This is a genomic window from Bacillus sp. CDB3, assembly GCF_002081505.1.
Classification (GTDB): domain Bacteria; phylum Bacillota; class Bacilli; order Bacillales; family Bacillaceae_G; genus Bacillus_A; species Bacillus_A cereus_AT.
In genome coordinates, this window is sequence record NZ_ALBR01000099.1 from 85,748 (window position 1) to 107,962 (window position 22,215).

The following is a 22,215-nucleotide window of genomic DNA, read 5'->3' on the forward strand; positions in this document are numbered from 1 at the left end:
ATGTATTGTGATGATGGTCAATATTATAATTGGAGCTATCATTTTTGGTTATGCAGCATATACGTTAGTTAATTTTGTAAAGAGAAGTAAAAAAGGAAAATGTGCAGCATGTTCTTTAAATAAATCATGTCAGTCGCAAACTTGTAGTCCGGATATGGAGCAAATTGCTCATAAATAGAAAAAAGCTTTGCGAATTTCGCAAAGCTTTTTTGTTTACTTTTTAATTTTTACAAGTTGTGAAGCTTCTACTCCGTTGTAACCTGGGAACTCTTTACTAGGATCCTTATCGAATTTTAATACACCTACAGATTTTTCATCACCTTTTACACTTCCGTAAGTTGCATCGTCAACAATTGCGAACATGTCTGCATACGCACGACCACTGCCGATAATTATGTTTCCTTCATATTTTAATTTTGCACCATCAAGCGTAGCATTTTCTACTTTATCTTTTGCAAATAATACACCTTGCTCTGCGGTTACAGCCGGTAATTTATCAAGTGGTTTCGTGTCGTCTTTTGCATCCACTTTGTTAAGTAACTCTTTTTTTACCAGTTCTTCACCAGTTTTCTTATCCATTACAAGAACTTTTTTACCCTCTAATGTTGTCATTTTCATTTTATAGAAGTCTTTTTCTTTCAATTCTTTTTATTTTTATCTGTAATTTTCCCTACTTGCTCTTCTGATCCGTACAGTACAAACCCGTTCGCTTTCTCTCCTAATAAAGAACAACCTGATAATGCTCCGAATGAAATTGCTGCTGCTAACCCGATTCCTACTAATTTTTTCATGATGATTTCTCCTTTTTGTATGTTTTATAGTAAATACACTTTTTGTATTAGTCCTGAAATTATGAGAAACATTTTTGTTATTTCGTTGCTTCTGGTATTAGTGTATAAGAAATGTTGATCCGTAACTATCGAGTTAGCTTACAGTAACATTACAATTATGTAATTGAGTGAAAGTACGTAAAAATAAGTTAATGTTTTGGGAAAGAAATAATAAGAATATAGTAGGAATACAATATTGTATCTAGAATGTCATATTATATTGGCTGTATTTTGGAAATAACATGTAAGGACATCTTAGTTTTGTTATAATAAACACATAGGCTGTAAAAATGAATATTCTTACTGTAAAGGGAGATTTTTAATTTTTCTAAGTAGTGAATTTGAAATATGAGGTATATCATAGGAGGAATTTGGATGTCTGTATTTAAACGATTAAGAGATTTAACAATGTCGAATGTGTATTCATTAATTGAAAAGGCAGAAGATCCAGTTAAGATGACGGATCAATATTTACGCGATATGCAAGCGGATGTACAAGAGGCTGAGAAAAGTGTAGCTGCTCAAATCGCGCTTGAGAAAAAGTTCAAATTATTATTTGAAGAGCAAGAAGCACTTGTGAAAAAACGTGAAGAGCAAGCTCATATGGCTGTTCAAGCAAGTAATCTTGATCTTGCACGTCGTGCTCTTGAAGAAAAACAAAATGCAGAGCAAAAGATGAATGAATATAAAGCGAGCTATGAGCAAAATAAAGCTGCTGCTGATAATCTTCGTGCGAAGCTAGAAGAAATGCGTAAACAATTAACAGAGCTGAAAAACAAACGTGAAACACTTGTAGCACGTGTAAATGCAGCGAAAGCACAAAAGAATATTAATCAGGCGATGTCTGGATTTGACTCAAATACAGCAAAAGCTGGTTTAAGCCGTATGGAAGAGAAAGCTCTTCAATTAGAGGCTGAAGCAGAAGCAAGCGGTGAAATTTACAAGAAAGAAAAGTCATTAGACGATGAATTCGCAAGCTTAAACAAAAATTCTGCTGTTGACGATGAATTAGCTCGTATTATGAAGCAGTATGAGAAATAATATAGAATAGACAAAGAAGCCGACATGTCTGAAGAGAATTCATGTCGGTTTTCTATTACCTTTTAGAGGAGGTTTTGCAATGACGTGGACGAATGTTTTAGCTATGCTTGTATGGACTGGAGCAAGTGCGGTACTTTTATTTGCAATTATGTGGGTTGATTCGATTTTTACAAAATACAATGATTTAAAAGAAATAAAAAACGGGAATACAGCTGTAACAACTCGTTTCGTTATGAAATTATTCGCACAAGGATACATTTTGTCACAATCGATTACGAAAGCGAATGACTTATGGCAAGCGCTTCTTGCCTCAGCAGTTTCATTCGTTATTTTATTAATTGTAGAAATGTTCATTGAATTTGTGTTAAAGAAAATGTCTGGTTTAGATTTAGAAGAAGGAACGAAAGAAGGCAGCGTAGCACATGCATTGTTAGCTGGTTCATTACATATTGTTGGTGCACTTATTTTAGGTGCTTGTTTATAAAGAGAGAAGGAGGGGTAGATTGTGAGTTTATTTAAACGTATTAAAAATATAATGAAAAGTCCAGAGCCGCCGAAGCCAGAAAAGAGTCTTTTAACGTTAGCTCCTGGTGATATGATTGAAGTTTCGTTAGTAATGTACGAATTAACTGGAAAAACGAGCATGCATTCTCGCAAGGAGATCGTTTTAACTTTGCAGGACGGGAAAGATATTCGTTATTTAAAAATTGAAGACCGTGAAAATACGTATTACAAATTGTATACACCGATTGACGGTCGTTTAGATTCAATTGATGAAATCCCGACGACGATTGAAATGGATGATATAGAGTATCATATGGAAGAACAATATAATGGACGTGTTGTTGTTATGGGGAAAACGCCATTCGCTGCTTCAGAAGAACAGTACGTATGGGAATTCCAGTCTGACAACCGCAAATTATTACGTGTTGAATGGCAAAATGGTCGCACAATGATGTATGAGGGAGAAGCAATTATTCCTGCTGATGTACAAATCATAAGAGCAACATAAGGGGGGCGTAATCATGTCAAACCGATTGTTTACCATGATTAAATCGTTCGTGATCCCTATACTTGCTATCGTTACATTACTTGTTATTGCCGGTTATGCTTTATCGGGCTGTCAAAGTGGTCAAGCGAAGTCAATTCAGGACCGTTATCCGCTAGAGTCTGTCGCAAAGGATGGTAAACAAGAATCTTACGTGTATAGGGCTGCCAATCGGTCAGTTCCTGAAGTTGCAAAGGAACTTATAGCCGAAAGGAAACCGAAGCAAGCATCTAAAGAAGACGAAAATCAAATGTTCCTCGTTTATTCTGATAAAATGTATAATCTTCAAAAGGATAAAGAGAAACCATCTGATACGTTAATTGAAATAAGTAATGAAGAATTTGTCCGTCAAAATTACCAACCATCCTTCTTACAAGGATATATTATGGGGAGTATATTAAACGATATATTCGGTTCACGGAAATCATCATACGGTGATTATCGCGGATATAACGACAGACAAAATCATAAACCGGTTATCCCGGAAAGACCACCTACGAAAGAAGAAAAGAAAACCCCGCCTCCAATTACGAAGGAAGGGAAAGGATCTATCATTAAGCGAGGAGATAATGTAGATCCGAAATCATCAGTAGGTGATAAGGGAAGTATTACTGAAAAAGGAAGTAATACGACGCCTCCACCTTCTACCGGAAGCAAAGGAACAATCACAAAAAATCCAGGTGGCTCGAGCGGATCTGATGTGAAGCCGAAATCATCTATTAAAACGCCGCCAAAGAATACGTCTCCCCCGAAAACGAGGGTCGGTGGTTCAGGAAAGATTACGAAGAGAAGATAGTAGAGAGACTGAAAAGTGGAATTTGCTTTTCGGTCTTTTTTTATCATGGAAATTAATTCCTTGTAGCTGGTACAATTAAGTTATAAGGAGGAGATTGTTATGACTATGTATAAAAGATTTAGTGTAATTATATTCCTCGTATTATTCCTCGGTTTGTTTATTAGTACAACGATGAAATTTCACTTTGTAGTAGGTATTCTATGGATACTATGTACATGTACTCTATTTCTATATATTCCGCTGCGCTTTCAACAGGAAGTACCCGCCTTTCAAAAATATGTAGCATGGATTAAAAGCGGAGGAAGATGGGGGGAGTAAAATTATATCAGCGATTATTAGAATATATCGACTTACCGACAAAAACTGCCAACGGTAGTAACTTAATAATAAAAAGAGGCTGTACCAAAATTTTGGCACAGCCTCTTTTTTCATAATGATTAATGAATATCATGCTTCTTGAAATTACCGCCTTTTACTTCAGCTACGTCATAAACTGTAATAAAGGCATTAGGATCGATTTCATTAATAAGTTCTTTCATTTTACTTTCTTCTAAACGGTTAATTACACAAGAGATTTCTTTGAATTTCTCTCTTGAATAACCACCGTATACTTCGTTATACGTTGCGCTTCGGCCTAAGCGATCGCGAATTGTTTCTACCATTAATTCAGGCTCTTTAGTGATGATTTTAAATGTTTTCGAACCACTTAAACCAACCTCAACAATATGAATCACTTTAGAAGCGATAAAGTAAGCAATTGCCGAAAGGATAGCTCCTTGGAGACCAAATACTGTTGAGACAAAAATAAAGACAAACATATTTAAGAATAAAATAAGGTCACTTGTTCCAAATGGTAACTTTCGAGAAAGTAATACGGCTAGCATATCGATTCCATCTAATGCTCCGCCGTTACGTAATGCGAGTCCCATACCGAAACCGATAATAATACCACCAACAACAGTAACTAAAAGTGTATCGCCTTCAATAATTGTTGGTACTCCGTGCATGAGAACGGTACCTACTGCTAACGAAGCAATCCCGATAATTGAGTAAAGCGCAAAGCTTTTACCAATTTGTTTATAACCTAACCAAACGAAAGGGATGTTAACGACTGCGATTAGAAGTCCTAATGGTAACCCGAATAATCTTGAACTAACGATGCTTAAACCAGTTACACCACCGTCTGATACGTTGTTTGGAATTAATACAGCTTCTAATCCGTACGCTGTGATAAATGCCCCAATAATAATCATCAATGCTCTTGCAGCAATTTTCAGCTTATTGGGCTTACTCTTGATCATTTTTTTCATATAATTTCCTCGTTTCAAACTAGTTTCTTTTTTCTTGCATGTTTGCTAATCAGTTCGACTCATGCCTAACAACCATTTTAACATTATATTTGAAAAAATTCTCCTTTACTGGGTTTATGCAGGGAATATTATCACCATATTATTATTTTAAATACACTCGTATATGATTGATGCTTATAAAAAATAGGAATGTTTCCAATTGAAATATAATAGTATGATATGTATGTTTTGGCCACTGATCTTAAGGGGGAGATTCTTTGAGATATTGTACGAAATGTGGGAATGAAACGAATGAGGGCAACAAGTTTTGTGGACAGTGTGGTGAGAGTCTTAGTTATAAAACGGTAGAGGGAAGTTTTGTGAATAGCAATTCTAATAGTAGTATAGAAGTTTTTTCTTTAGTAGGTTTCATCACTGGATTAATATCTTGGTTTATTAACTTATGGGGGCTTATTGGTAGTGTAGCTATAGTGTTTGCTATACTAGGTTTAAACAAACAAGTGACGGGTACGAGTAAAACATTTGCTATTGTTGGATTGGTTTTTGGAATAATTAATGTGTTGTATGCTGTTACGTTACTTATTTAAATTTGATCAACTGAAAGATATAAAAAAGTCCCCTTTGTATAAAGCATTCAGGGGACCTTTTATTTGCTAGCTATTAAGAAAATATAAAACTAATTACTGTTAGGAATAAAGCGAAACCTAAAATAGTTCCACATATTTTCATATGGCGCTTACGTCCCATAACGACAATTGCGACATATTCGCGAATCATTGCGTTAGGCCAGTAATAAAATGCAGTTTTTGATCCGATTCCTTGGCTATTAAGGCCAGCTTGTCTTGCATATATACCAGCGCGGAAAAGGTGGAAATTGTTCGTTGTAAAAATACTTCTATACTTACCTTCAGGCTTTAAAGAATCCATAATTTCTTTAGAGAACGACATATTTTGATATGTGTTTACAGAGCGATTTTCTTGCACTGTATGTTCAAGTGGAATTCCTTTTTCAACAGCATATTTTTGCATTGCTTCTGCTTCTGGAAGGCCTTCATCTGGACCTTGTCCACCAGAGAAAATAATTGTTGGTGGTGTATTCACAGCAGCTTGTTTCCAGTAAAAGTCGATTGCTTTATTAATACGACTTGCAAGTAACGGTGGTACTTTATCATTAATTAAGCCGCTACCCAGAACGATGATGAAATCTTGATTACGCCTTGGTCTGTTGAATTGATATAAAAAATACGCGGTTAAGAAGTTAGACAAATGTACAAAGAAATACATAGTTATAAGCGAAATCGCAGTAAAAATAAATTGAAAATGCTCTGAGAATAAGTTTGCTGGACTTAAAATAGCGAATAATATAAAGAATAAAATCCCTAAAGCAGCAATTAAAGTTAAAGAGTTTGTGAAGCGTCTTCCTTCACGTTGCATTAAAATTTTTGCATTAAGAAATAGTCCAAACATTAAAGCGACTATAGCAAAAGGTATCATTACAATTAGCGCTAACATGGGAATAATAACGATAAAATGTAAAGAGTTACTACCAGACTCATATGAGGCTATAGCGCAAAATAATAGAAATGAACAGAAAAAGGCATTAAATAAAAAGCCATTTATTATTTTTCGTGGATCTTTTAAATATGAGATAAGAAAAATAATAAACAATATAAGAGGAATAATTCCGAAATACATAAATATAGTACACCTCAATTTGTATAATGTTTTTATTGCAACCTTAATACTACATGATTTTGAAGTTTTTAATGATAAAAATAATGATTCGGAATTTTCTCGAAAAATAATATGAATAAATATGATAAATTGTATCCAAGGCGATATATTAAAAGTAAAATGGTTGAAGAGGCACTCTGCGGAGTGCTTTTTTCTTATTTACACATGCTATTTTTTTAGGCGATTCTCATAGAATAGGAGTAACGAAATGAAAGTAGGTGACAAAATGCCAGCTGTTGTTGAAGGTGTTATTATTGAGAACTGTAACGGGACAATTAACTTAGGTGATAAATATAACGTACATCCAATTGAAAAAACGAAAGCTTATAACGGATCAGGATCATCAAATACTGGATTTAATGTGAGGACATTTAGTGGTATTAGTACAGCGGATGTAAGTGATAGCGATGTGTATGATCAAGTAATTCAATCTACGTTATAATTTTTATATGTAAAATTGCATAAAGTGATGTGTCCGCTGTGTGATACAATTTAGCTGTGAGCTGTTAGTGATTCTTCTGTATCATAGTTGTTAGATTGGAAATATAACATCTTATCCCGCACTAACGGGCAGTAAGACTCCCGCTTCAAAATTCGGAGAATGCGAGGAAGTTAGGTGGGGGATTAAATGCCCGTAAATGCCCGATTGGTGAAGGCTAATAATCAGTGGGGGATGAACAAAACCCCCCACTGATTAAAGTTTCACTTTATCGAAAATCATACGTAAAAAAGACACTTCAAACGAAGTGTCTTTTTTATCTTAGTGATACCCTTTAGCAGAGTCTTTATGAATTTTATTTTTAAATATGCTGTAGCTCCAAAGTTGATATCCAATAACGATTGGTACCATGACCATTGCAACGAAGAACATAATTTTTAAGTTTAATTGACTACCAGCTGCGTTGTATAACGTTGTGCTGTATGCATCATTAATACGAGATGGTAACATTCTTGGGAACATACCTGCAAAGCCAGTTGTCATAAACATTGCGATTGTTAAGCAAACGAATGTGAACGCAAGACCGATTTTATGTTTGTACACCATAATAAGTGCTAGTACACTCATTAACATTGCAAGTGCTGGAAGAATGAATAGTACAGGATATTCCGTAAAGTTTTGGAATAGATTTGTACGATTTGCAGTTGCTACATAGAAGATAGCTAAAATGATAGCAGCTGCCATTGAAAATGGTCTTGCGATTTTATAAGCACGATCAGATACTTCACCAGTCGTTTTAATCATAACCCAAAGGGCACCAGATACGACGAATATAGCAGTGAAGAACAGACCACCTAAAATACCGTAATGGTTTAGTAAGCTAAGTAAGTTTCCTTCATAACCGTTTTTTCCGATTTCTAGTCCGTAATATAGATTAGCGAATGTAACACCGAATAAGAAGGCGATTAAGAAACTACCGATTGTAAATGCCCACTTACAAGTTTTTTGCCAAATTGGTGAATCGTCTTTATGCATAAATTCGAGTCCAGCGGCACGGGCGAATAGTGCAAGTAATACTAAAAATAGTGGTGTATATAGGTAACTAAACATATTTGCATATGTGATTGGGAAGGCAGCAAATGTTGCGCCACCCGCTGTAATTAACCACACTTCATTACCACCCCAGAACGGGCCAATAGCTTCTTGTAATTGATTTCGTTCTTGTCGGTCTTTCGCAACGAACGGGAAAATCATCCCGTTACCAAGTGCGTAGCCATCAAGAATGAAGTAAACTGTCCAAATTACGCCCCATAAACCGAACCAGATGATTGCAAGCATATCATGAGACATGAGCTGTACCTCCTTCAGTAGTAGGCTCTTCTAATGCAGCAGGTCCTTTTTTCGCGAACTTCAGCATTAAGTATACGTCTGCGATTAAAAGTAAAGTGTAGAACAAGATTAGACTAATTAACGAGAACCAAATTTGTGGAACGGATATAGGTGATACAGACTCTGCTGTACGCATCAGTTTATATACTGTCCACGGTTGGCGACCTACTTCAGCGACAATCCAGCCAGCATTAATTGCAATGTATGGAAGTAAGACAGACCACATTGTAATTTTTAAATAACGTTTTGAGTTTTCTAGTTTTCCTTTTCGGTTTAAATAGAAACCGAACCAAGTTAATGCCATAAAGAACATACCAAGTGCAACCATTAAGCGGAAGCTATAGTAAACGAGGTTAACGTTTGGACGATCTTCTTTTGGAATATCTTTTAAACCAGTAATTTCGCCATCAAATGAGTTTGTATAGAAGAAACTTCCTAGTTTTGGAATAGTAAGGAATTCAAAGTTCTTTTCATTTTTTACATCAGGAATTTGAATGATTGAGAAGCCTTGTCCTTTGCCAGTTTCCCAAACTGCTTCCATTGCAGCCCCTTTTGCTGGTTGATACTTAGCTGCTGATACACCAGATTGGTGTCCCATAAAAGGTGTAACAGTTGCGGCGAATAATCCTAACATTAAACCAAACTTAAATGACTTTTTGAAGAATTCTACTTCGTTTTTACGTAGTAAATGATATGCACTAATTGCCATAACGAAGAAAGCACCGACAATATAACAACCAATTACAGTATGGAAGAACATATTCCATGCATATGGATTTGTAACAAGAGCCCAGAAGTCATTTAATTCAGCGCGTCCGTTACGTACTACGTACCCAACAGGATTTTGCATGAATCCGTTCGCAGTAATAATCCAAAGGGCAGAAATATTTGTTCCAAGTGCAACCATCCACATACAGAAAGCACGGAACTTTGGTGAAATTTTTTCTTTACCGAATAACCATATTCCCATGAAAGTAGATTCTAAGAAGAAGGCAACGAGTGCTTCGATTGCGAGAGGTGATCCGAAAATATCTCCCATATATTTGGAGTACTCAGACCAGTTTGTGCCAAATTGGAACTCCATCGTAATCCCGGTTATAATCCCCATTACGAAGTTAATTGTAAATAATTTCCCCCAGAAATTTGCCATTTTGCGGTATGTTGGATTCAATGTGCGGGCGTATTGAGTTTCCATACATGCCACTAAAATAACAAGTCCGATTGTCAAAGGTACAAATAAAAAGTGATAAAAAATAGTAATTGCAAATTGAAAACGACTCAGTAACAGAACGTCGGACATAATAAATATTCACTCCTTTTTACATTATCTACAGTTAGTTTATAGTGAGAATAGGGGTAAAGTATGTGTGACTTGTTACAAAGCTGTGTGTATATTTTGAAAGAATTATGTCGGTTATCTGAAAATATATTGCTTTTATAATAAGACAATATCCTTTTTGAGTTTTTCATATTTTGGTACACTATCTATGTAGTGTAAATGAGAGAAAAGAGGGTTTTTAACTATGAAGTCATTAGAAGAGATTTTACAATACAATGAAAAGTTCGTTGAAGAGAAAAAATACGAAGAGTATGAAACAGGAAAATTTCCAAATAAAAAAATGGTAATTATCTCTTGTATGGATACCCGTCTTGTTGAACTATTACCGAAAGCAATGAATATGCGTAACGGTGACGTGAAAATTATTAAAGTAGCGGGCGCTGTTATTTCACATCCATTCGGAAGTATTATGCGTAGTATTTTAGTTGCTGTATACGAACTTGGTGCTGATGAAGTATGTGTAGTTGGCCATCACGATTGTGGTATGGCAAAAATTCAAGCAAGCAGTACAATTGAAAAAATGAAAGAACGCGGCGTAACAGAAGAGAAATTAGATACACTTCGTTATTCTGGAATCGATTTAGAAAGATTCCTACAAGGGTTCTCTAGTGTAGAAGAAAGTGTAGAACATAGTGTGTCAATACTTCGCAACCATCCATTACTTCCGGGAGAAGTACCTGTTCACGGTCTTGTTATAGATCCTGACACAGGAAAATTAGATTTAGTTGTGAATGGCTACGACAATTAAGAATTTACTTTGTCATCCTTTTTATCTGGGACAGGATCAAATCCGCCCGGGTGGAAAGGGTGACATTTTAATATACGCTTACATGTAAGCCAAAATCCTTTGAGTGCACCATGTTTTTGAAACGCTTCTAATCCATAATGAGAACAAGTCGGATGAAAGCGACATGTTGGTGGTGTCATTGGAGAAATGAACTTTTGATAAAAGCGTATAATACCGATAAAAATCTGTTTCATAATGGTCTCCTTTTCAGCATAGTCTTAAAGTATTATAGCACGACCGTACATAATTCTTTACTAATGTTGATTTCCGTTATATCATATTGGATATAACGGAATTAAATTAAAAGCGGGAGAGATGTTATATGCCATCAGTAGAAAGCTTTGAATTAGATCATACAATTGTAAAAGCGCCTTATGTAAGACATTGCGGAGTCCATAATGTAGGTAGTGACGGTATTGTAAATAAATTTGATATTCGTTTTTGCCAACCAAATAAACAAGCGATGAAACCAGATGTTATTCATACGTTAGAGCATTTATTAGCATTTAATTTACGTAAATATATTGATCGTTATCCGCATTTTGATATTATCGATATTTCACCAATGGGCTGCCAAACAGGGTATTACCTTGTAGTAAGCGGAACACCGACGGTCCGAGAAATCATTGATTTATTAGAACTAACATTAAAAGATGCGGTTCAAATTACAGAAATTCCAGCTGCAAATGAAACGCAGTGTGGCCAAGCGAAGCTTCATGACTTAGAAGGAGCACAACGCTTAATGAACTTCTGGTTAAGCCAAGATAAAGATGAACTTGAGAAAGTGTTTGGATAAAGTGAAACTTTAATCAATGGGTGAGAGTCGTATTGCCTACAAATAGAGGGATAAAAAGGAAAACTGCCTGTGAAAGGGCAGTTTTTTTATTTTGTTAAGAGAAGAAAATACATAAAAGGAAAGAAGAAATTGAAGTAGAAGAACAACGATTTAGTGGAGTTCGTGACGAATATAAAAATTCGAATGGAGTACGGACTTCAAATTGATATATTCCCTTTACGGTATAAAAAACATTAGAGAATGTGCTAGTAGGTCCAGGCTGTACACCGACAATTTTTGATACAGATGTATTGGCCAAAGTCAGAATAAACATTAATTTGTGTTTGTTATGTGACAAGTACCACCAGTCGTTGACAGAGGTGAAATAGTATGTTAAAAATAAGGAAAGCGTTTACAACGAAAAGGATTGTTACTGTTCGGCAGGCAAAACCTAAATTTGTGTAAGGATAACTCGAGTGTTATTCTTATGTGCAAATTTAGGTTTTTTTTATAAACTTTTGCCTGCAATATAAAAAAACAAGGACGAATGTGAATGGAAATAAAAAAAATTTTAAACAATAATGTCGCTATTACGCATAATGAGTTTAAACAAGAAATTGTCGTTATGGGAAAGGGGTTAGCTTTTCAGAAGAAAGTAGGAGAAACAATTGATGTTTCGAAAATAGAGAAAACGTTTGTGCTAGAGAAGCATGGAGTTTCTGAAAAGCTAGCAAAATTATTAGAAGATACGTCTGAACTATATTTAAATATTTCTTCAAAAATTATAAACTATGCGCAATCTAAGCTTGCATACAAATTGGATGAATATTTATATGTTGCGCTAACGGATCATTTAAGTTTCGCAGTAAGTAGACATAAGCAAGGTGTACAGCTCAAGAATGCATTGCTATGGGAGATTAAAAAGTATTATAAACAAGAGTTTCAAATAGCACTACAGGCATTAGAGATGATTGAAAATGATATAGGAATTCGGCTTGGAGAGGATGAAGCTGCTTCCATTGCTTTGCACTTAGTGAATGGTCAATTAGCTAGTGATAATATGGCTTCTGTCGTGCAAGCAACTGAAGTGGTGAATAACATTTTGAATATCGTTAAATATCATTTTCAAATAGAAATGGATGAAAACTCGCTTAATTATGAGCGCTTTTTAACACATCTTCGTTTCTTCTCGGTACGATTTACTCGTAAAGAATATGCCCCTGAGGGTGATGATCAATTCCTTTATGAGCAAATCCAGCTGAAGTATCAATCAGCTTTTCAATGTAGTCAAAAAGTGAAGCACTATTTACAAAGCGTCTATAATTGGAGTGCTTCAAATGAAGAAATTGTTTATTTAACTTTACATATTCATCGGGTGACCTGTCGCCATGCGTCGAATCGTATGATGGATGAGGGAACACAGTAGTAGGTTTGAAGAAGAAAGGTATAATCGTTATTATTTATAAACTACATATTACTTAGAGGAATGTTACCTATGTTGGGCATAACCTGAGTCGACCTGAGCATGCAGCTTACTTGCGTGTATGTTCAGTTGGACTCAGGTTTTTTATTTGCAAAAATGTGATAGAAAGTGGGGATAAATATGAAATATGAACAATTAGCAAAAGACATTATTGAAAATGTCGGCGGTAAAGAAAATATTATTAGTGTTGTTCACTGTATGACCCGTCTGCGTTTTCAATTAAGAGATGAAGTAAAAGCAAAGACAGACGTTTTGAAAACTATGGATGGAATTGTCACTGTTATGAAGGCTGGCGGACAGTATCAAGTTGTTATTGGAAATCACGTACCTGATGTCTATCAAGCAGTGATAACGATTGGTGATCTTCATATGCCAGCATCTGACGGCGCTGATAGTAAGAAAAAAGGGATATTTAATCAATTTATTGATGTAATCTCTAGTATATTTACTCCAATTCTCGGTGTGTTAGCTGCGACAGGGATGATAAAAGGTTTAAACGCCCTTTTAGTAGCACTCGGATGGTTAAGTAATACATCTGGAACGTATCAAATATTAAATGCAATCGGAGATTCTCTATTTTATTTCTTCCCAATCTTCCTTGGCTATACAGCGAGTAAGAAATTTGGTGGGAACGTTTTTATTGGTATGGCAATAGGGGCTTCGTTAGTTTATCCGGCACTTTCTGGATTAACAACAAGTAAGCCACTTTATACATTATTTGCAGGGACGATGTTTGAATCGGCTGTTCATATTACGTTTTTAGGAATTCCAGTTATTTTAATGAGCTATGCATCATCAGTTATTCCAATTATTATTGCAGCGTATGTAGGAGCGAAGGTGGAGAAGGCATTCAAAAAAATAATTCCAGATGTTGTAAAAACTTTCTTGGTACCATTTTGCACATTACTTCTTGTAATCCCATTGACGTTTATCGTTATCGGACCGATTGCAACATGGGCTGGTCAGCTTTTAGGGCAAGGAACAATTTGGATGTATGAATTAAGTCCAGTAGTAGCGGGACTTTTCATTGGTGGCTTCTGGCAAGTAATTGTTATGTTTGGTCTTCACTGGGGGCTTATTCCAGTATCAATTAATAATCTTACTCTTTTGGGATCAGATCCAGTTTTAGCACTTATGTTTGGAGCTTCATTCGCACAAATTGGTGCTGTTCTAGCAGTTTGGTTGAAAACGAAGCAACAAAAATTAAAATCACTTAGTATTCCAGCTTTCATTTCTGGTATCTTCGGCATCACTGAGCCAGCGATTTATGGAATTACACTTCCATTAAAAAAACCGTTTATTATGAGTTGTATTGGCGGAGCGATTGGTGGAGGAATTTTAGGACTCGCAGGTTCAAAAATATATATGATAGGTGGCTTTGGAATATTTGGTATACCGACTTATATTGATCCAAAAGCAGGTATTACTATGGGATTCTGGGGACTTATTATTGCGATTGTTGTTTCTTTTGTATTTGGATTTATTCTTACTTATTTATTTGGATTAAATAAAGTGGAAACAGCTGCAACAGTTGATGAAGCAGCAGCTACATCAAAAGAAATGGATCGTAAAGAAGTTGGATCTCCAAATGAAAAAAATATCATTACTAGCCCGTTTGAAGGAAAAGTAATCGAGTTGTCTAGTATTAAAGATGCAGCCTTTGCATCAGGTGCACTAGGAAAAGGAGTTGCGATTGAACCTTCTAGCGGTAAATTACTCGCACCATTTTCAGGAACCGTTTCAGCACTATTTCCAACGAATCATGCGATTGGGCTTGTAACTGATTATGGAGCTGAAGTACTGATTCATATCGGGATGGATACGGTTCAACTTGGTGGAAAACACTTTTCTTCACACGTTGCGCAAGGAGATCGTGTAGAGAAAGGCCAATTGCTTATTGAATTCGATATACAAGCGATTCAAGCGGCGGGGTATGTTGTAACAACACCGATAGTGATAACGAATATTGATAAATATGATGTAGTAGTAGCGGAAGCAAATCCAATTAAAATTGGTGAGAATTTAATCGAATTAACTAGTAAATAAAGTGAAACTATAATCAGCGGGGGCATCCCTCGCTGATTATGATTCACATCAATTGGGCTTTTACGAAATTACAATAGAGTAAAGGAGTGCTAGATATGTTAAATAGTAAATTTCCAAAAGGTTTTTTATGGGGCGGAGCAATTGCTGCTAATCAGGCTGAAGGAGCATATTTAGAAGATGGAAAAGGATTAACAACGGTTGATTTATTACCAACGGGGGAAAAGCGTTGGGATGTTATGGCTGGGAACCTTAACTCCTTTAAGCCTGTTGAAGGAGAGTTCTATCCTTCACATGAATCAATTGATTTTTATCATCATTTTAAAGAGGATATTGCTTTATTTGCGGAGATGGGATTTAAATCGTTACGTGTATCGATTGCGTGGACGAGAATTTTTCCGAATGGCAATGATGAAACAGTAAATGAAGCTGGTTTACAGTTCTACGATGATTTATTTGATGAACTATTAAAATATAATATTGAACCAGTTGTTACGATGGCTCATTTCGATGTCCCTGTACATTTAGTTGAAGCATATGGGGGCTGGAGAGATAGAAAACTTGTACACTACTTTGAGAAGTATGCGAAAACTATTTTTAATAGATATAAAGATAAAGTGAAATATTGGATGACGTTCAATGAAATAAATATGTTACTTCATTTACCATTTGTAGGTGCAGGTCTTGTATTTAAAGAGGGAGAGAATAAAAAACAAATCCAATATCAAGCGGCGCATCACCAGCTTGTTGCAAGTGCACTGGCAGTGAAAGCTTGTCATGAAATTATACCTAATGCCAAAATCGGATGTATGTTAGCGGCAGGAACTGTATATCCACATACATGTAATCCAGAAGATGTTTTCAATGCAATGGAAAAAGATCGTGAGTCCTTCTTCTTTATTGATGTTCAGGCTAGAGGAGCATATCCAGGATATGCGAAGAGATTCTTTAAGGATCATAAATTAGTAATTGAGATGGAAAAAGATGATGAAGAAATTTTGAAAAACTACACAGTTGATTATATTGGATTCAGTTATTATTCAAGTAGGGTAACAAGTACGGATCAAAAAGTATTAAACAATATGACGAATGGAAATGTATTTGGTTCTATTGAAAATCCTTATCTAGAAAAATCAGAATGGGGATGGACTATTGATCCAAAAGGTTTTAGGATTACAGCAAATCAATTGTATGATCGCTATCAAAAACCTTTATTCGTCGTTGAAAATGGTCTAGGGGCTGTTGATGAGGTTACTTCTGAAGGTGAGATTCATGATGATTATCGGATTGAATATTTAGAGAAACATATGCTAGAAATGGCTGAAGCAATCGAAGACGGGGTAGAAATTATAGGGTATACAAGCTGGGGTCCGATTGATATTGTCAGTGCATCGACTGGTGAGATGAAAAAGCGTTATGGCTACATTTATGTTGATAAAGATAATGAAGGAAGCGGATCAAAAAAGAGAATAAAAAAGAAGAGCTTTAATTGGTATAAAAAAGTGATTGAATCTAATGGGGAAAATCTTAACTAAAAGATTACATGAAATTTAAAGCTATTTTCATACGGATAGACTAAAAAAACTGAGGAGCGGATTTTAATGGAGAAACAAATTAAAAGATTTCCAGAAGGATTTTTATGGGGCGGAGCTACTGCTGCTAACCAAATGGAAGGCGGATTTTATGAAGGTGGAAAAGGGTTAAATATTGCGGATGTTTTACCTGGTGGAAAAGGACGTCTTAAAATATTGCAAGATCCTGGTTTCAATTTTGAAATTGATAAAACAAAATTTAGTTATCCAAACCATGATGGTATTGATTTCTACAATCGTTATAAAGAAGATATTGCATTGTTTGCAGAAATGGGTTTTAAATCATTCCGTATGTCTATTGCTTGGACAAGAATATTCCCAAATGGTGATGAACTAGAGCCAAATGAAGAAGGTTTAGCTTTTTATGATCGCGTTTTTGCTGAGCTAGAAAAACACGGAATTGAACCTGTTGTGACAATCTCTCATTATGAAATGCCAGTCAATCTTGTTAAAAAGTATGGTGGTTGGAGAAATCGTGAAGTGGTTAGTTTCTTCGAACGATATGTAAATGTAATATTGAATCGCTATAAAAATCAAGTGAAATATTGGATGACATTCAATGAGATTAATAGCGGTTTAATTATGCCAATTATGGGACTTGGATTCTCTATCAATAAAGAAGAAGATAAATATGAGCCGACATTCCAAGCGTTCCATCATCAATTTGTTGCGAGTGCACTTGCAGTGAAAGCTTGTCACGAGATCATTCCGGAGTCAAAAATAGGTTGTATGATTATATATGCTCCAGTCTACTCATATGATTGTGATCCGCAAAATGAATTGTATGCACTTCAAGAAGAGCGTTTATTTAATTACTTCTGTGCTGATGTTCAAGTTCGAGGTAAATATCCAACGTTCATTCAATCCTATTTCAAAAAACATAATATTGAACTGGATATTCAAGAGGGTGATTTAGAATTAATAAAAGAGCATACAGTAGATTACATTGGTTTCAGTTATTACATGTCTCGTACGGAGAAAAAAGAGAAGACTGAGCAAGAAAAAGCACAAGGAAATATTATGGCAGGTATAAAAAATCCATTCCTGAAAGCGAGTGATTGGGGATGGGAAATTGATCCGACTGGCTTAAGAATTTCATTAAATAAATTGTATGATCGATATGAAGTACCACTATTCGTTGTTGAGAATGGTCTAGGTGCTTATGATGAAATCGAAGAAGACGGTACAATTCATGATGATTACCGAATTAATTATTTACGGGAGCATATGATCGCAATGCGTGATGCGATACAAGAAGATGGAGTTGAAATGCTTGGATATACGAGCTGGGGATGTATTGATTTAGTAAGTGCATCTACAGGAGAGATGTCTAAACGCTATGGTTACATTTATGTTGATAAGCATGATGACGGATCTGGAACATTAGAGCGCAAAAAGAAAAATTCATTCTTCTGGTATAAAGATGTTATTCATACTAACGGAGAAATACTTTAATACGAGTTCATAAAAAAGAAGAGCTGAAATGCTCTTCTTTTTTTATGGAAGTATGTCAGAAATCCCAACGAAGAAAGTGATTGTCGCAACAATAAAACAAAAGATAGCTTTCGATTTTTGCTTTCGCTGTATTTCATCAATTCCCCAAAGGATAAATATGATGCTTAGAAGGATAAATACGTATGGGAAAAGAATAGAGATTTGTGCAAAGAGGCTAAATAGAGCAAGAATAAAAGCAATAGCAGATAATATGATTCGAATATTTGTTAACATGGAAGCATCCTTAGTAGAAAAAGATAGTTACCGGGAGGCAATAATTATAATAGCGACGATTAAAGTGAATACGCCAGAAAAGAAAGAGAGTGTACTATTTACGTTCTTTTGTTTCTGTTTTTCTTCTGCGCTCATGATGAAAGTCATAACAGATAAGGCGATAAGCATATATGGCATCATAACAAGCGGATTTGTAAACATTCCGGATAGAGCGAGAGCGATGACGATAAGAGCGGATATAATGCGAAATGTTTTTAGCATACGATTCTCCACCTTTTTTTGTCTAGATTGTCCTCAAATTTATTACCTGTTCGAAAAAGCCAAATTGGTGAAAGATAATAGTCGGTAGGTGATTAAAGTTTCATTTTACATATAGCGAAAGTAGTCCGATATTAAAACGTAGAATATAAAACTAGCAACGAAAAAAAACGGAATGCTCATTGATTTTCGTCCGGATTTCAGTTCATTAATTCCTAGAAGAATAAAGGAGAAACTGAGAGAAAATTGTATGTATGGGGTAAATATGAAAGTATCGGTAATAAGAGAATAAGTACAAAGTGAGATGATGAGAAGCGTGAGAAGTCCTAAAACAATCCGTAATCCAGTTAGCATTGTATACCCTCCTTTTAAATAGACTATTTACCGGAATATTTCTGAGAAGCTAAGAAATAAAGCACCAGCTCCAGCTATGAAAGCAAATGTGCCACTAGATTTTCTGTCTTTTTTTATTTCTTCTATCCCTATAGTAAAAACCATTAATCCTAAGAAAATGAACATGTAGGGCATAACGTCTCTGTTGCTGCTAATAAAACTATAGATTGCTATAGATAAAGCGATAAGTGATACGGCATCCTTTTAGCATAAAATCCCTCCTTTTATTTTAAATAGGTAAGGGTGAGGACAATCCAACTGAAAGCTCCAGCAGCAATACAAATAAATCCGGTGCCTGAATCCTTTTTCTTTATTTGTTCAATTGCGATGAGAAACATTAAAGCGCCTAATAGAAATTGTGAAAGTGGTAGAAAGTTATTTTGACCTGTATAGAGCCCCATTGCCGACATAATTATCACAGTGAGTGCGATTGCGATGCGAAGTATACGAAGCATATTATGACTCCTCTTTATTATTTTTTGTATAAGGATTATCTTCTGGTTTATTAACAGAATGTTTATCCCGCATTAACGGGCAGTAAAACTCCCACCTCAAGATTTGGCTGGAGCAAAGAAGTTAGGCGGGAGATCAACTGCCCGTAAACGCCCGATTGGTTCAACTAATAATCAGTGGGGGATGAACAAAACCCCCACTGATTATAGTTTCACTTTATATGCGTAGCCTTTATTAATTGTTATGACGGAGAGTACTAATATGACTAGGACGATAATAATGCCGATAATTAATATTTTGAGAATGAAATTCCTTCTTTTCTTTATTTTACATAATTTTGTAATTGATGAAAACAATAGAAATTAAAAGGATGAAAGAAGGGTGTTACATGGAGAATAAAAAAACATATTATATATCAGTTGGAAATGGTCAAATTTCACAAGTGAAGACGGCGGACACATATAATTTTGAAATTTATGCAAATGACGAGGAGATTACAAAGTTAAGGGAGTATTTTGATCAAGCATATGAAGAGGATCTAGGTTCGTTTGTACGCTCCCATGTTCCATTCGTTGAGTATCATCATGATTCAAATAATGATCGATATGATGAACAACTACAAGAAGCATATAAAATGATTTATGACTTAGGGAATCATGAAACGAAAGAATTAGTCGCGCAAATGGGAATAATCAATGGATTATAATTGGATAATATTATGCAGAAAAGCGAGAATATGCTACAATTTGTGGTAGGGAAAGCTTGTAACCATCAATAGGGGAGTAATGGCATGTACAAATTTAAAGATTATTACCACAACACTGTACAATTATCGTTTGAACGTTACCCATTTTCTCCTGAGCCAAAGCATGTTTGGGTTGTATGCCGGTACGGGGATCAATGGTTATTAACGCATCATTTACGCCGCGGTCTTGAATTTCCAGGTGGTAAAGTAGAACTCGGGGAAACACCGGAAGAAGCGGCAGTTCGAGAAGTTCATGAGGAAACCGGCGGCATAGTTTCTGATTTAACTTACTTAGGACAATATAAAGTATCCGGAAAAGACAAAATAATCATTAAAAACATTTATTTTGCAACAATTAGTGCGGTAGAAGCACATACGCATTACGAAGAAACGAAAGGATCTGTTTTATTAACAGACATTCCTGATAACATTAAAACGGATAGAAAATTTAGCTTTATTATGCGCGATGATGTATTAGCGCGTACGATGAAACATATAGAAGAAATCGGCTGTTTTACGAAGTAAAGTGGCCGATTTCTTTTTTGTGTTCAAGAATAAATGTAAATATATCTTTATATTATTTTGGGTATATTATACAATTTTGTAAAGATATATTTGCATTTTAGGAGGGGAAATATGGATAAAGGAAAAGAAACGACTGTTGCTGTTTCGATGGTTAAATTAAATTTCTATGCATTTTTTATAATATTTACTTTGGCATTTGGAATTAGTTTTTTGCATGCACTTCTTTCAGGTGGGTTTCAAGTTGAAATTACGTTACCAACTGTGCTTCTTTTTATTATCGCAATGATTGTTCTCGTTTGTATTCATGAAGCGATACATTTAATAGGATTTCGCTATATCGGAGGCGTTCCATGGAGTGAGCTGAAATGGGGTGTCAATTGGAAGTTAGGTGTTGCATATGCTCATTCTAAAAAGGCGATTACAGTAAAGCAAATGAAGAAAGTGTTAATGCTTCCGTTTTTACCAACTGGAATTTTACCAATTGTATTGGGATTAGCTATGAATGATCAAGCGATCTCATTTTTAGGGATTCTACTAACAGCAGGTTGTATCGGTGACATTGCCTTATATCAAAAAGTTTCAAAGTTTCCAGATGATGCGCAAGTGATAGACCATCCGAGTAAACCGCAGTTTACAGTTTATGAATAATAAAGGAAGAGGAGGCGTTTTTGAACAACGGCCTCCTCTTATGATTGTCAGCTTTTGTTGGTAAGTCGATATTCCTTGCCTTATCGCTAATAAAATTCCATGTACTATCGTATTGTTTTCGTCTCCACCTCTAAAAGCGAAAGCACCTCCAACAAATCGTTCACCATGCGTGAATGTTCAAAGTCACCCCAAAATGAATCTCTCTTCCAAACGCCAAGAATCCCTACATGTTCAGAACCAAGCACATCGTTTTCTGGATGATCTCCAACGTACATGCATTCTTCTGCCTTCACATGTAGCTTTTGCAAAGCTCGTTCGAAAATCTCAGGATGTGGTTTTTTAATCCCTTCCGCTTCTGAAACGAGAATTGTATTTGTATACGTATGTATGTTTAGTGCTCGAAGGTTGTTCATTTGGAAATCAGTAAAGCCATTTGTAATAATACCGATTTTTATATTTTGCTGTTTTAACTGTTGAAGTAGTTCATGCATGTTTGGGAAAGGAATACAATGATGTTGGAAGTTTGTAATGTAGTCGTGCAGCAGTTGTTCTTGTATTAAAGTAGTAATGTTGTATTCGCAAAGGAGAGTGGCATACACTTTATCCTTCCACGTATAGCCGTTATTGTCGAGTTCAAGAAAACGAGAGCAATACTCGGATTTTTCTACGCTGATCAAATGAGAGGCGAAGCGATTATATTGATCATGAATAAACTTTTCTAAAGATTGACGACGATCTAATAGTGTTCCATCTAAGTCGAATACGACCGCACGAATCATATGTAACCCCCTCAAAGTTTTTATAAATAATTATCGCATATTCATTGGAAAATGATTATCATATTTTTGTAGGCTGTAAC

The 22,215-nt window shown here is 35.5% G+C and carries 27 protein-coding genes and 2 pseudogenes; 17 read left to right on the top strand and 12 right to left on the bottom strand.

Annotated features, from left to right (window positions below):
* Positions 1–10 precede the first annotated feature (10 nt).
* Positions 11–178 (top strand): FeoB-associated Cys-rich membrane protein, encoded by a 168-nt coding sequence (locus CDB3_RS26505; protein ID WP_000989597.1) that lies wholly within the window; start codon positions 11–13, stop codon positions 176–178.
* A 35-nt stretch (positions 179–213) separates the two neighbouring features.
* Here CDB3_RS26505 and CDB3_RS26510 read toward each other — a convergent pair.
* Positions 214–791: pseudogene (locus tag CDB3_RS26510) on the bottom strand (lipoprotein BA_5634 family protein).
* Between the two features lie 414 nt (positions 792–1,205).
* On the opposite strand from CDB3_RS26510, the gene CDB3_RS26515 reads away from it, so the two are divergent.
* The 5 genes from CDB3_RS26515 (at position 1,206) to CDB3_RS26535 (ending at position 4,033) form a co-directional block, all read left to right on the top strand.
* On the top strand, positions 1,206–1,871 hold the full coding sequence (locus CDB3_RS26515) for a PspA/IM30 family protein (protein WP_002067789.1): 666 nt from the start codon (positions 1,206–1,208) through the stop codon (positions 1,869–1,871).
* Positions 1,872–1,950: 79 nt separating this feature from the next.
* Positions 1,951–2,355, top strand: coding sequence for a DUF350 domain-containing protein (locus tag CDB3_RS26520; protein ID WP_128856533.1), 405 nt, complete (start codon positions 1,951–1,953; stop codon positions 2,353–2,355).
* Between the two features lie 21 nt (positions 2,356–2,376).
* Positions 2,377–2,883: a DUF4178 domain-containing protein gene (locus CDB3_RS26525; RefSeq protein WP_000051748.1), complete on the top strand. Its 507-nt coding sequence runs from the start codon at positions 2,377–2,379 to the stop codon at positions 2,881–2,883.
* Positions 2,884–2,896: 13 nt separating this feature from the next.
* Positions 2,897–3,715: a DUF4247 domain-containing protein gene (locus tag CDB3_RS26530; RefSeq protein WP_128856534.1), complete on the top strand. Its 819-nt coding sequence runs from the start codon at positions 2,897–2,899 to the stop codon at positions 3,713–3,715.
* 99 nt (positions 3,716–3,814) lie between these two features.
* Positions 3,815–4,033, top strand: coding sequence for a hypothetical protein (locus CDB3_RS26535; protein ID WP_128856535.1), 219 nt, complete (start codon positions 3,815–3,817; stop codon positions 4,031–4,033).
* 119 nt (positions 4,034–4,152) lie between these two features.
* Here the strand turns inward: CDB3_RS26535 and CDB3_RS26540 are convergent, their stop codons facing one another.
* Entirely contained in the window at positions 4,153–5,025 is an 873-nt protein-coding gene (locus CDB3_RS26540; protein ID WP_128856536.1) for a YitT family protein, read from the bottom strand.
* Between the two features lie 257 nt (positions 5,026–5,282).
* On the opposite strand from CDB3_RS26540, the gene CDB3_RS26545 reads away from it, so the two are divergent.
* Complete coding sequence (locus CDB3_RS26545) at positions 5,283–5,612, top strand: zinc-ribbon domain-containing protein (RefSeq protein ID WP_128856537.1); 330 nt, start codon at positions 5,283–5,285, stop codon at positions 5,610–5,612.
* A 73-nt stretch (positions 5,613–5,685) separates the two neighbouring features.
* Here CDB3_RS26545 and CDB3_RS26550 read toward each other — a convergent pair whose 3' ends face one another.
* Positions 5,686–6,720 carry a YdcF family protein gene (locus tag CDB3_RS26550; protein WP_128856538.1) on the bottom strand — a complete coding sequence of 345 codons (1,035 nt, stop codon included), beginning with the start codon at positions 6,718–6,720 and terminating at the stop codon, positions 5,686–5,688.
* Positions 6,721–6,967: 247 nt separating this feature from the next.
* Between CDB3_RS26550 and CDB3_RS26555 the strand changes: the two genes are divergently transcribed.
* Positions 6,968–7,201 carry a spore germination protein gene (locus tag CDB3_RS26555; protein ID WP_070145244.1) on the top strand — a complete coding sequence of 78 codons (234 nt, stop codon included), beginning with the start codon at positions 6,968–6,970 and terminating at the stop codon, positions 7,199–7,201.
* Positions 7,202–7,519: 318 nt separating this feature from the next.
* Here the strand turns inward: CDB3_RS26555 and cydB are convergent, their stop codons facing one another.
* Together cydB and cydA are read right to left on the bottom strand one after the other, a co-directional pair.
* Positions 7,520–8,548 (bottom strand): cytochrome d ubiquinol oxidase subunit II, encoded by a 1,029-nt coding sequence (gene cydB / locus CDB3_RS26560; protein WP_128856539.1) that lies wholly within the window; start codon positions 8,546–8,548, stop codon positions 7,520–7,522.
* Positions 8,538–9,887 carry a cytochrome ubiquinol oxidase subunit I gene (cydA, locus tag CDB3_RS26565; protein ID WP_128856540.1) on the bottom strand — a complete coding sequence of 450 codons (1,350 nt, stop codon included), beginning with the start codon at positions 9,885–9,887 and terminating at the stop codon, positions 8,538–8,540. Before cydA ends, cydB begins: the two co-directional genes overlap by 11 nt.
* A gap of 223 nt (positions 9,888–10,110) precedes the next feature.
* Here cydA and CDB3_RS26570 point away from each other — a divergent pair, with 223 nt between their 5' ends.
* Positions 10,111–10,674, top strand: a complete 564-nt coding sequence (locus CDB3_RS26570; protein WP_000838171.1) for a beta-class carbonic anhydrase — start codon at positions 10,111–10,113, stop codon at positions 10,672–10,674.
* Here CDB3_RS26570 and yidD read toward each other — a convergent pair.
* On the bottom strand, positions 10,671–10,907 hold the full coding sequence (gene yidD / locus CDB3_RS26575) for a membrane protein insertion efficiency factor YidD (protein ID WP_000809328.1): 237 nt from the start codon (positions 10,905–10,907) through the stop codon (positions 10,671–10,673). The two genes, CDB3_RS26570 and yidD, sit on opposite strands and share 4 nt — an antisense overlap.
* Positions 10,908–11,035: 128 nt before the next feature.
* Here yidD and luxS point away from each other — a divergent pair, with 128 nt between their 5' ends.
* The 5 genes from luxS to CDB3_RS26600 all read left to right on the top strand — a co-directional run bounded on the left by luxS (position 11,036) and on the right by CDB3_RS26600 (position 18,061).
* A complete protein-coding gene (luxS, locus tag CDB3_RS26580) occupies positions 11,036–11,509 on the top strand; it encodes an S-ribosylhomocysteine lyase LuxS (protein ID WP_001141371.1) in 474 nt (157 codons plus the stop codon).
* Positions 11,510–12,041: 532 nt separating this feature from the next.
* The gene (gene licT, locus CDB3_RS26585; protein ID WP_128856541.1) at positions 12,042–12,914 is read left to right on the top strand and encodes a BglG family transcription antiterminator LicT; all 873 of its coding nucleotides are present in this window, start codon (positions 12,042–12,044) and stop codon (positions 12,912–12,914) included.
* 177 nt (positions 12,915–13,091) lie between these two features.
* The gene (locus tag CDB3_RS26590; protein ID WP_128856542.1) at positions 13,092–15,017 is read left to right on the top strand and encodes a beta-glucoside-specific PTS transporter subunit IIABC; all 1,926 of its coding nucleotides are present in this window, start codon (positions 13,092–13,094) and stop codon (positions 15,015–15,017) included.
* Positions 15,018–15,112: 95 nt separating this feature from the next.
* Positions 15,113–16,549: a 6-phospho-beta-glucosidase gene (locus CDB3_RS26595; protein ID WP_128856543.1), complete on the top strand. Its 1,437-nt coding sequence runs from the start codon at positions 15,113–15,115 to the stop codon at positions 16,547–16,549.
* Between the two features lie 66 nt (positions 16,550–16,615).
* Positions 16,616–18,061 (top strand): glycoside hydrolase family 1 protein, encoded by a 1,446-nt coding sequence (locus tag CDB3_RS26600; protein WP_128856544.1) that lies wholly within the window; start codon positions 16,616–16,618, stop codon positions 18,059–18,061.
* Between the two features lie 42 nt (positions 18,062–18,103).
* On the opposite strand, the gene CDB3_RS26605 is transcribed toward CDB3_RS26600, so the two are convergent.
* The 5 genes and pseudogenes from CDB3_RS26605 to ytzI form a co-directional block, all read right to left on the bottom strand.
* The gene (locus CDB3_RS26605; protein WP_128856545.1) at positions 18,104–18,334 is read right to left on the bottom strand and encodes a DUF3953 domain-containing protein; all 231 of its coding nucleotides are present in this window, start codon (positions 18,332–18,334) and stop codon (positions 18,104–18,106) included.
* A gap of 27 nt (positions 18,335–18,361) precedes the next feature.
* Positions 18,362–18,595 (bottom strand): hypothetical protein, encoded by a 234-nt coding sequence (locus CDB3_RS26610; RefSeq protein WP_128856546.1) that lies wholly within the window; start codon positions 18,593–18,595, stop codon positions 18,362–18,364.
* A gap of 378 nt (positions 18,596–18,973) precedes the next feature.
* Positions 18,974–19,171, bottom strand: a complete 198-nt coding sequence (locus CDB3_RS26620) for a YczI family protein (RefSeq protein WP_128856568.1) — start codon at positions 19,169–19,171, stop codon at positions 18,974–18,976.
* A gap of 38 nt (positions 19,172–19,209) precedes the next feature.
* On the bottom strand, positions 19,210–19,440 hold the full coding sequence (locus tag CDB3_RS26625; RefSeq protein WP_128856548.1) for a YczI family protein: 231 nt from the start codon (positions 19,438–19,440) through the stop codon (positions 19,210–19,212).
* 213 nt (positions 19,441–19,653) lie between these two features.
* Positions 19,654–19,764: pseudogene (gene ytzI / locus CDB3_RS26635) on the bottom strand (YtzI protein); the annotation flags it as partial.
* A 62-nt stretch (positions 19,765–19,826) separates the two neighbouring features.
* Here ytzI and CDB3_RS26640 point away from each other — a divergent pair.
* The 3 genes from CDB3_RS26640 (at position 19,827) to CDB3_RS26650 (ending at position 21,356) form a co-directional block, all read left to right on the top strand.
* Positions 19,827–20,144 carry a hypothetical protein gene (locus CDB3_RS26640; protein ID WP_000428378.1) on the top strand — a complete coding sequence of 106 codons (318 nt, stop codon included), beginning with the start codon at positions 19,827–19,829 and terminating at the stop codon, positions 20,142–20,144.
* 84 nt (positions 20,145–20,228) lie between these two features.
* Positions 20,229–20,708 (top strand): antimutator 8-oxo-(dGTP/GTP)ase, encoded by a 480-nt coding sequence (gene mutTA, locus CDB3_RS26645; protein ID WP_000276383.1) that lies wholly within the window; start codon positions 20,229–20,231, stop codon positions 20,706–20,708.
* 111 nt (positions 20,709–20,819) lie between these two features.
* Entirely contained in the window at positions 20,820–21,356 is a 537-nt protein-coding gene (locus CDB3_RS26650) for a DUF3267 domain-containing protein (protein WP_128856549.1), read from the top strand.
* A gap of 104 nt (positions 21,357–21,460) precedes the next feature.
* On the opposite strand, the gene CDB3_RS26655 is transcribed toward CDB3_RS26650, so the two are convergent.
* Positions 21,461–22,135: an HAD family hydrolase gene (locus CDB3_RS26655; protein WP_128856550.1), complete on the bottom strand. Its 675-nt coding sequence runs from the start codon at positions 22,133–22,135 to the stop codon at positions 21,461–21,463.
* Positions 22,136–22,215 lie beyond the last annotated feature (80 nt).

Bases quoted from the DNA above. Each gene is read 5' to 3' on its own strand.
- CDB3_RS26605 (WP_128856545.1), bottom strand. From the start codon at position 18,334: ATGTTAACAAATATTCGAATCATATTATCTGCTATTGCTTTTATTCTT.
- CDB3_RS26600 (WP_128856544.1), top strand. From the start codon at position 16,616: ATGGAGAAACAAATTAAAAGATTTCCAGAAGGATTTTTATGGGGCGGA.
- CDB3_RS26610 (WP_128856546.1), bottom strand. From the start codon at position 18,595: ATGCTAAAAACATTTCGCATTATATCCGCTCTTATCGTCATCGCTCTC.
- luxS (WP_001141371.1), top strand. From the start codon at position 11,036: ATGCCATCAGTAGAAAGCTTTGAATTAGATCATACAATTGTAAAAGCG.
- yidD (WP_000809328.1), bottom strand. From the start codon at position 10,907: ATGAAACAGATTTTTATCGGTATTATACGCTTTTATCAAAAGTTCATT.
- CDB3_RS26555 (WP_070145244.1), top strand. From the start codon at position 6,968: ATGAAAGTAGGTGACAAAATGCCAGCTGTTGTTGAAGGTGTTATTATT.
- CDB3_RS26590 (WP_128856542.1), top strand. From the start codon at position 13,092: ATGAAATATGAACAATTAGCAAAAGACATTATTGAAAATGTCGGCGGT.
- cydB (WP_128856539.1), bottom strand. From the start codon at position 8,548: ATGTCTCATGATATGCTTGCAATCATCTGGTTCGGTTTATGGGGCGTA.
- CDB3_RS26655 (WP_128856550.1), bottom strand. From the start codon at position 22,135: ATGATTCGTGCGGTCGTATTCGACTTAGATGGAACACTATTAGATCGT.
- CDB3_RS26570 (WP_000838171.1), top strand. From the start codon at position 10,111: ATGAAGTCATTAGAAGAGATTTTACAATACAATGAAAAGTTCGTTGAA.
- CDB3_RS26625 (WP_128856548.1), bottom strand. From the start codon at position 19,440: ATGCTTCGTATACTTCGCATCGCAATCGCACTCACTGTGATAATTATG.
- CDB3_RS26535 (WP_128856535.1), top strand. From the start codon at position 3,815: ATGACTATGTATAAAAGATTTAGTGTAATTATATTCCTCGTATTATTC.
- CDB3_RS26595 (WP_128856543.1), top strand. From the start codon at position 15,113: ATGTTAAATAGTAAATTTCCAAAAGGTTTTTTATGGGGCGGAGCAATT.
- CDB3_RS26550 (WP_128856538.1), bottom strand. From the start codon at position 6,720: ATGTATTTCGGAATTATTCCTCTTATATTGTTTATTATTTTTCTTATC.
- CDB3_RS26530 (WP_128856534.1), top strand. From the start codon at position 2,897: ATGTCAAACCGATTGTTTACCATGATTAAATCGTTCGTGATCCCTATA.
- mutTA (WP_000276383.1), top strand. From the start codon at position 20,229: ATGTACAAATTTAAAGATTATTACCACAACACTGTACAATTATCGTTT.
- CDB3_RS26640 (WP_000428378.1), top strand. From the start codon at position 19,827: ATGGAGAATAAAAAAACATATTATATATCAGTTGGAAATGGTCAAATT.
- CDB3_RS26505 (WP_000989597.1), top strand. From the start codon at position 11: ATGATGGTCAATATTATAATTGGAGCTATCATTTTTGGTTATGCAGCA.
- licT (WP_128856541.1), top strand. From the start codon at position 12,042: ATGGAAATAAAAAAAATTTTAAACAATAATGTCGCTATTACGCATAAT.
- cydA (WP_128856540.1), bottom strand. From the start codon at position 9,887: ATGTCCGACGTTCTGTTACTGAGTCGTTTTCAATTTGCAATTACTATT.
- CDB3_RS26515 (WP_002067789.1), top strand. From the start codon at position 1,206: ATGTCTGTATTTAAACGATTAAGAGATTTAACAATGTCGAATGTGTAT.
- CDB3_RS26650 (WP_128856549.1), top strand. From the start codon at position 20,820: ATGGATAAAGGAAAAGAAACGACTGTTGCTGTTTCGATGGTTAAATTA.
- CDB3_RS26540 (WP_128856536.1), bottom strand. From the start codon at position 5,025: ATGAAAAAAATGATCAAGAGTAAGCCCAATAAGCTGAAAATTGCTGCA.
- CDB3_RS26520 (WP_128856533.1), top strand. From the start codon at position 1,951: ATGACGTGGACGAATGTTTTAGCTATGCTTGTATGGACTGGAGCAAGT.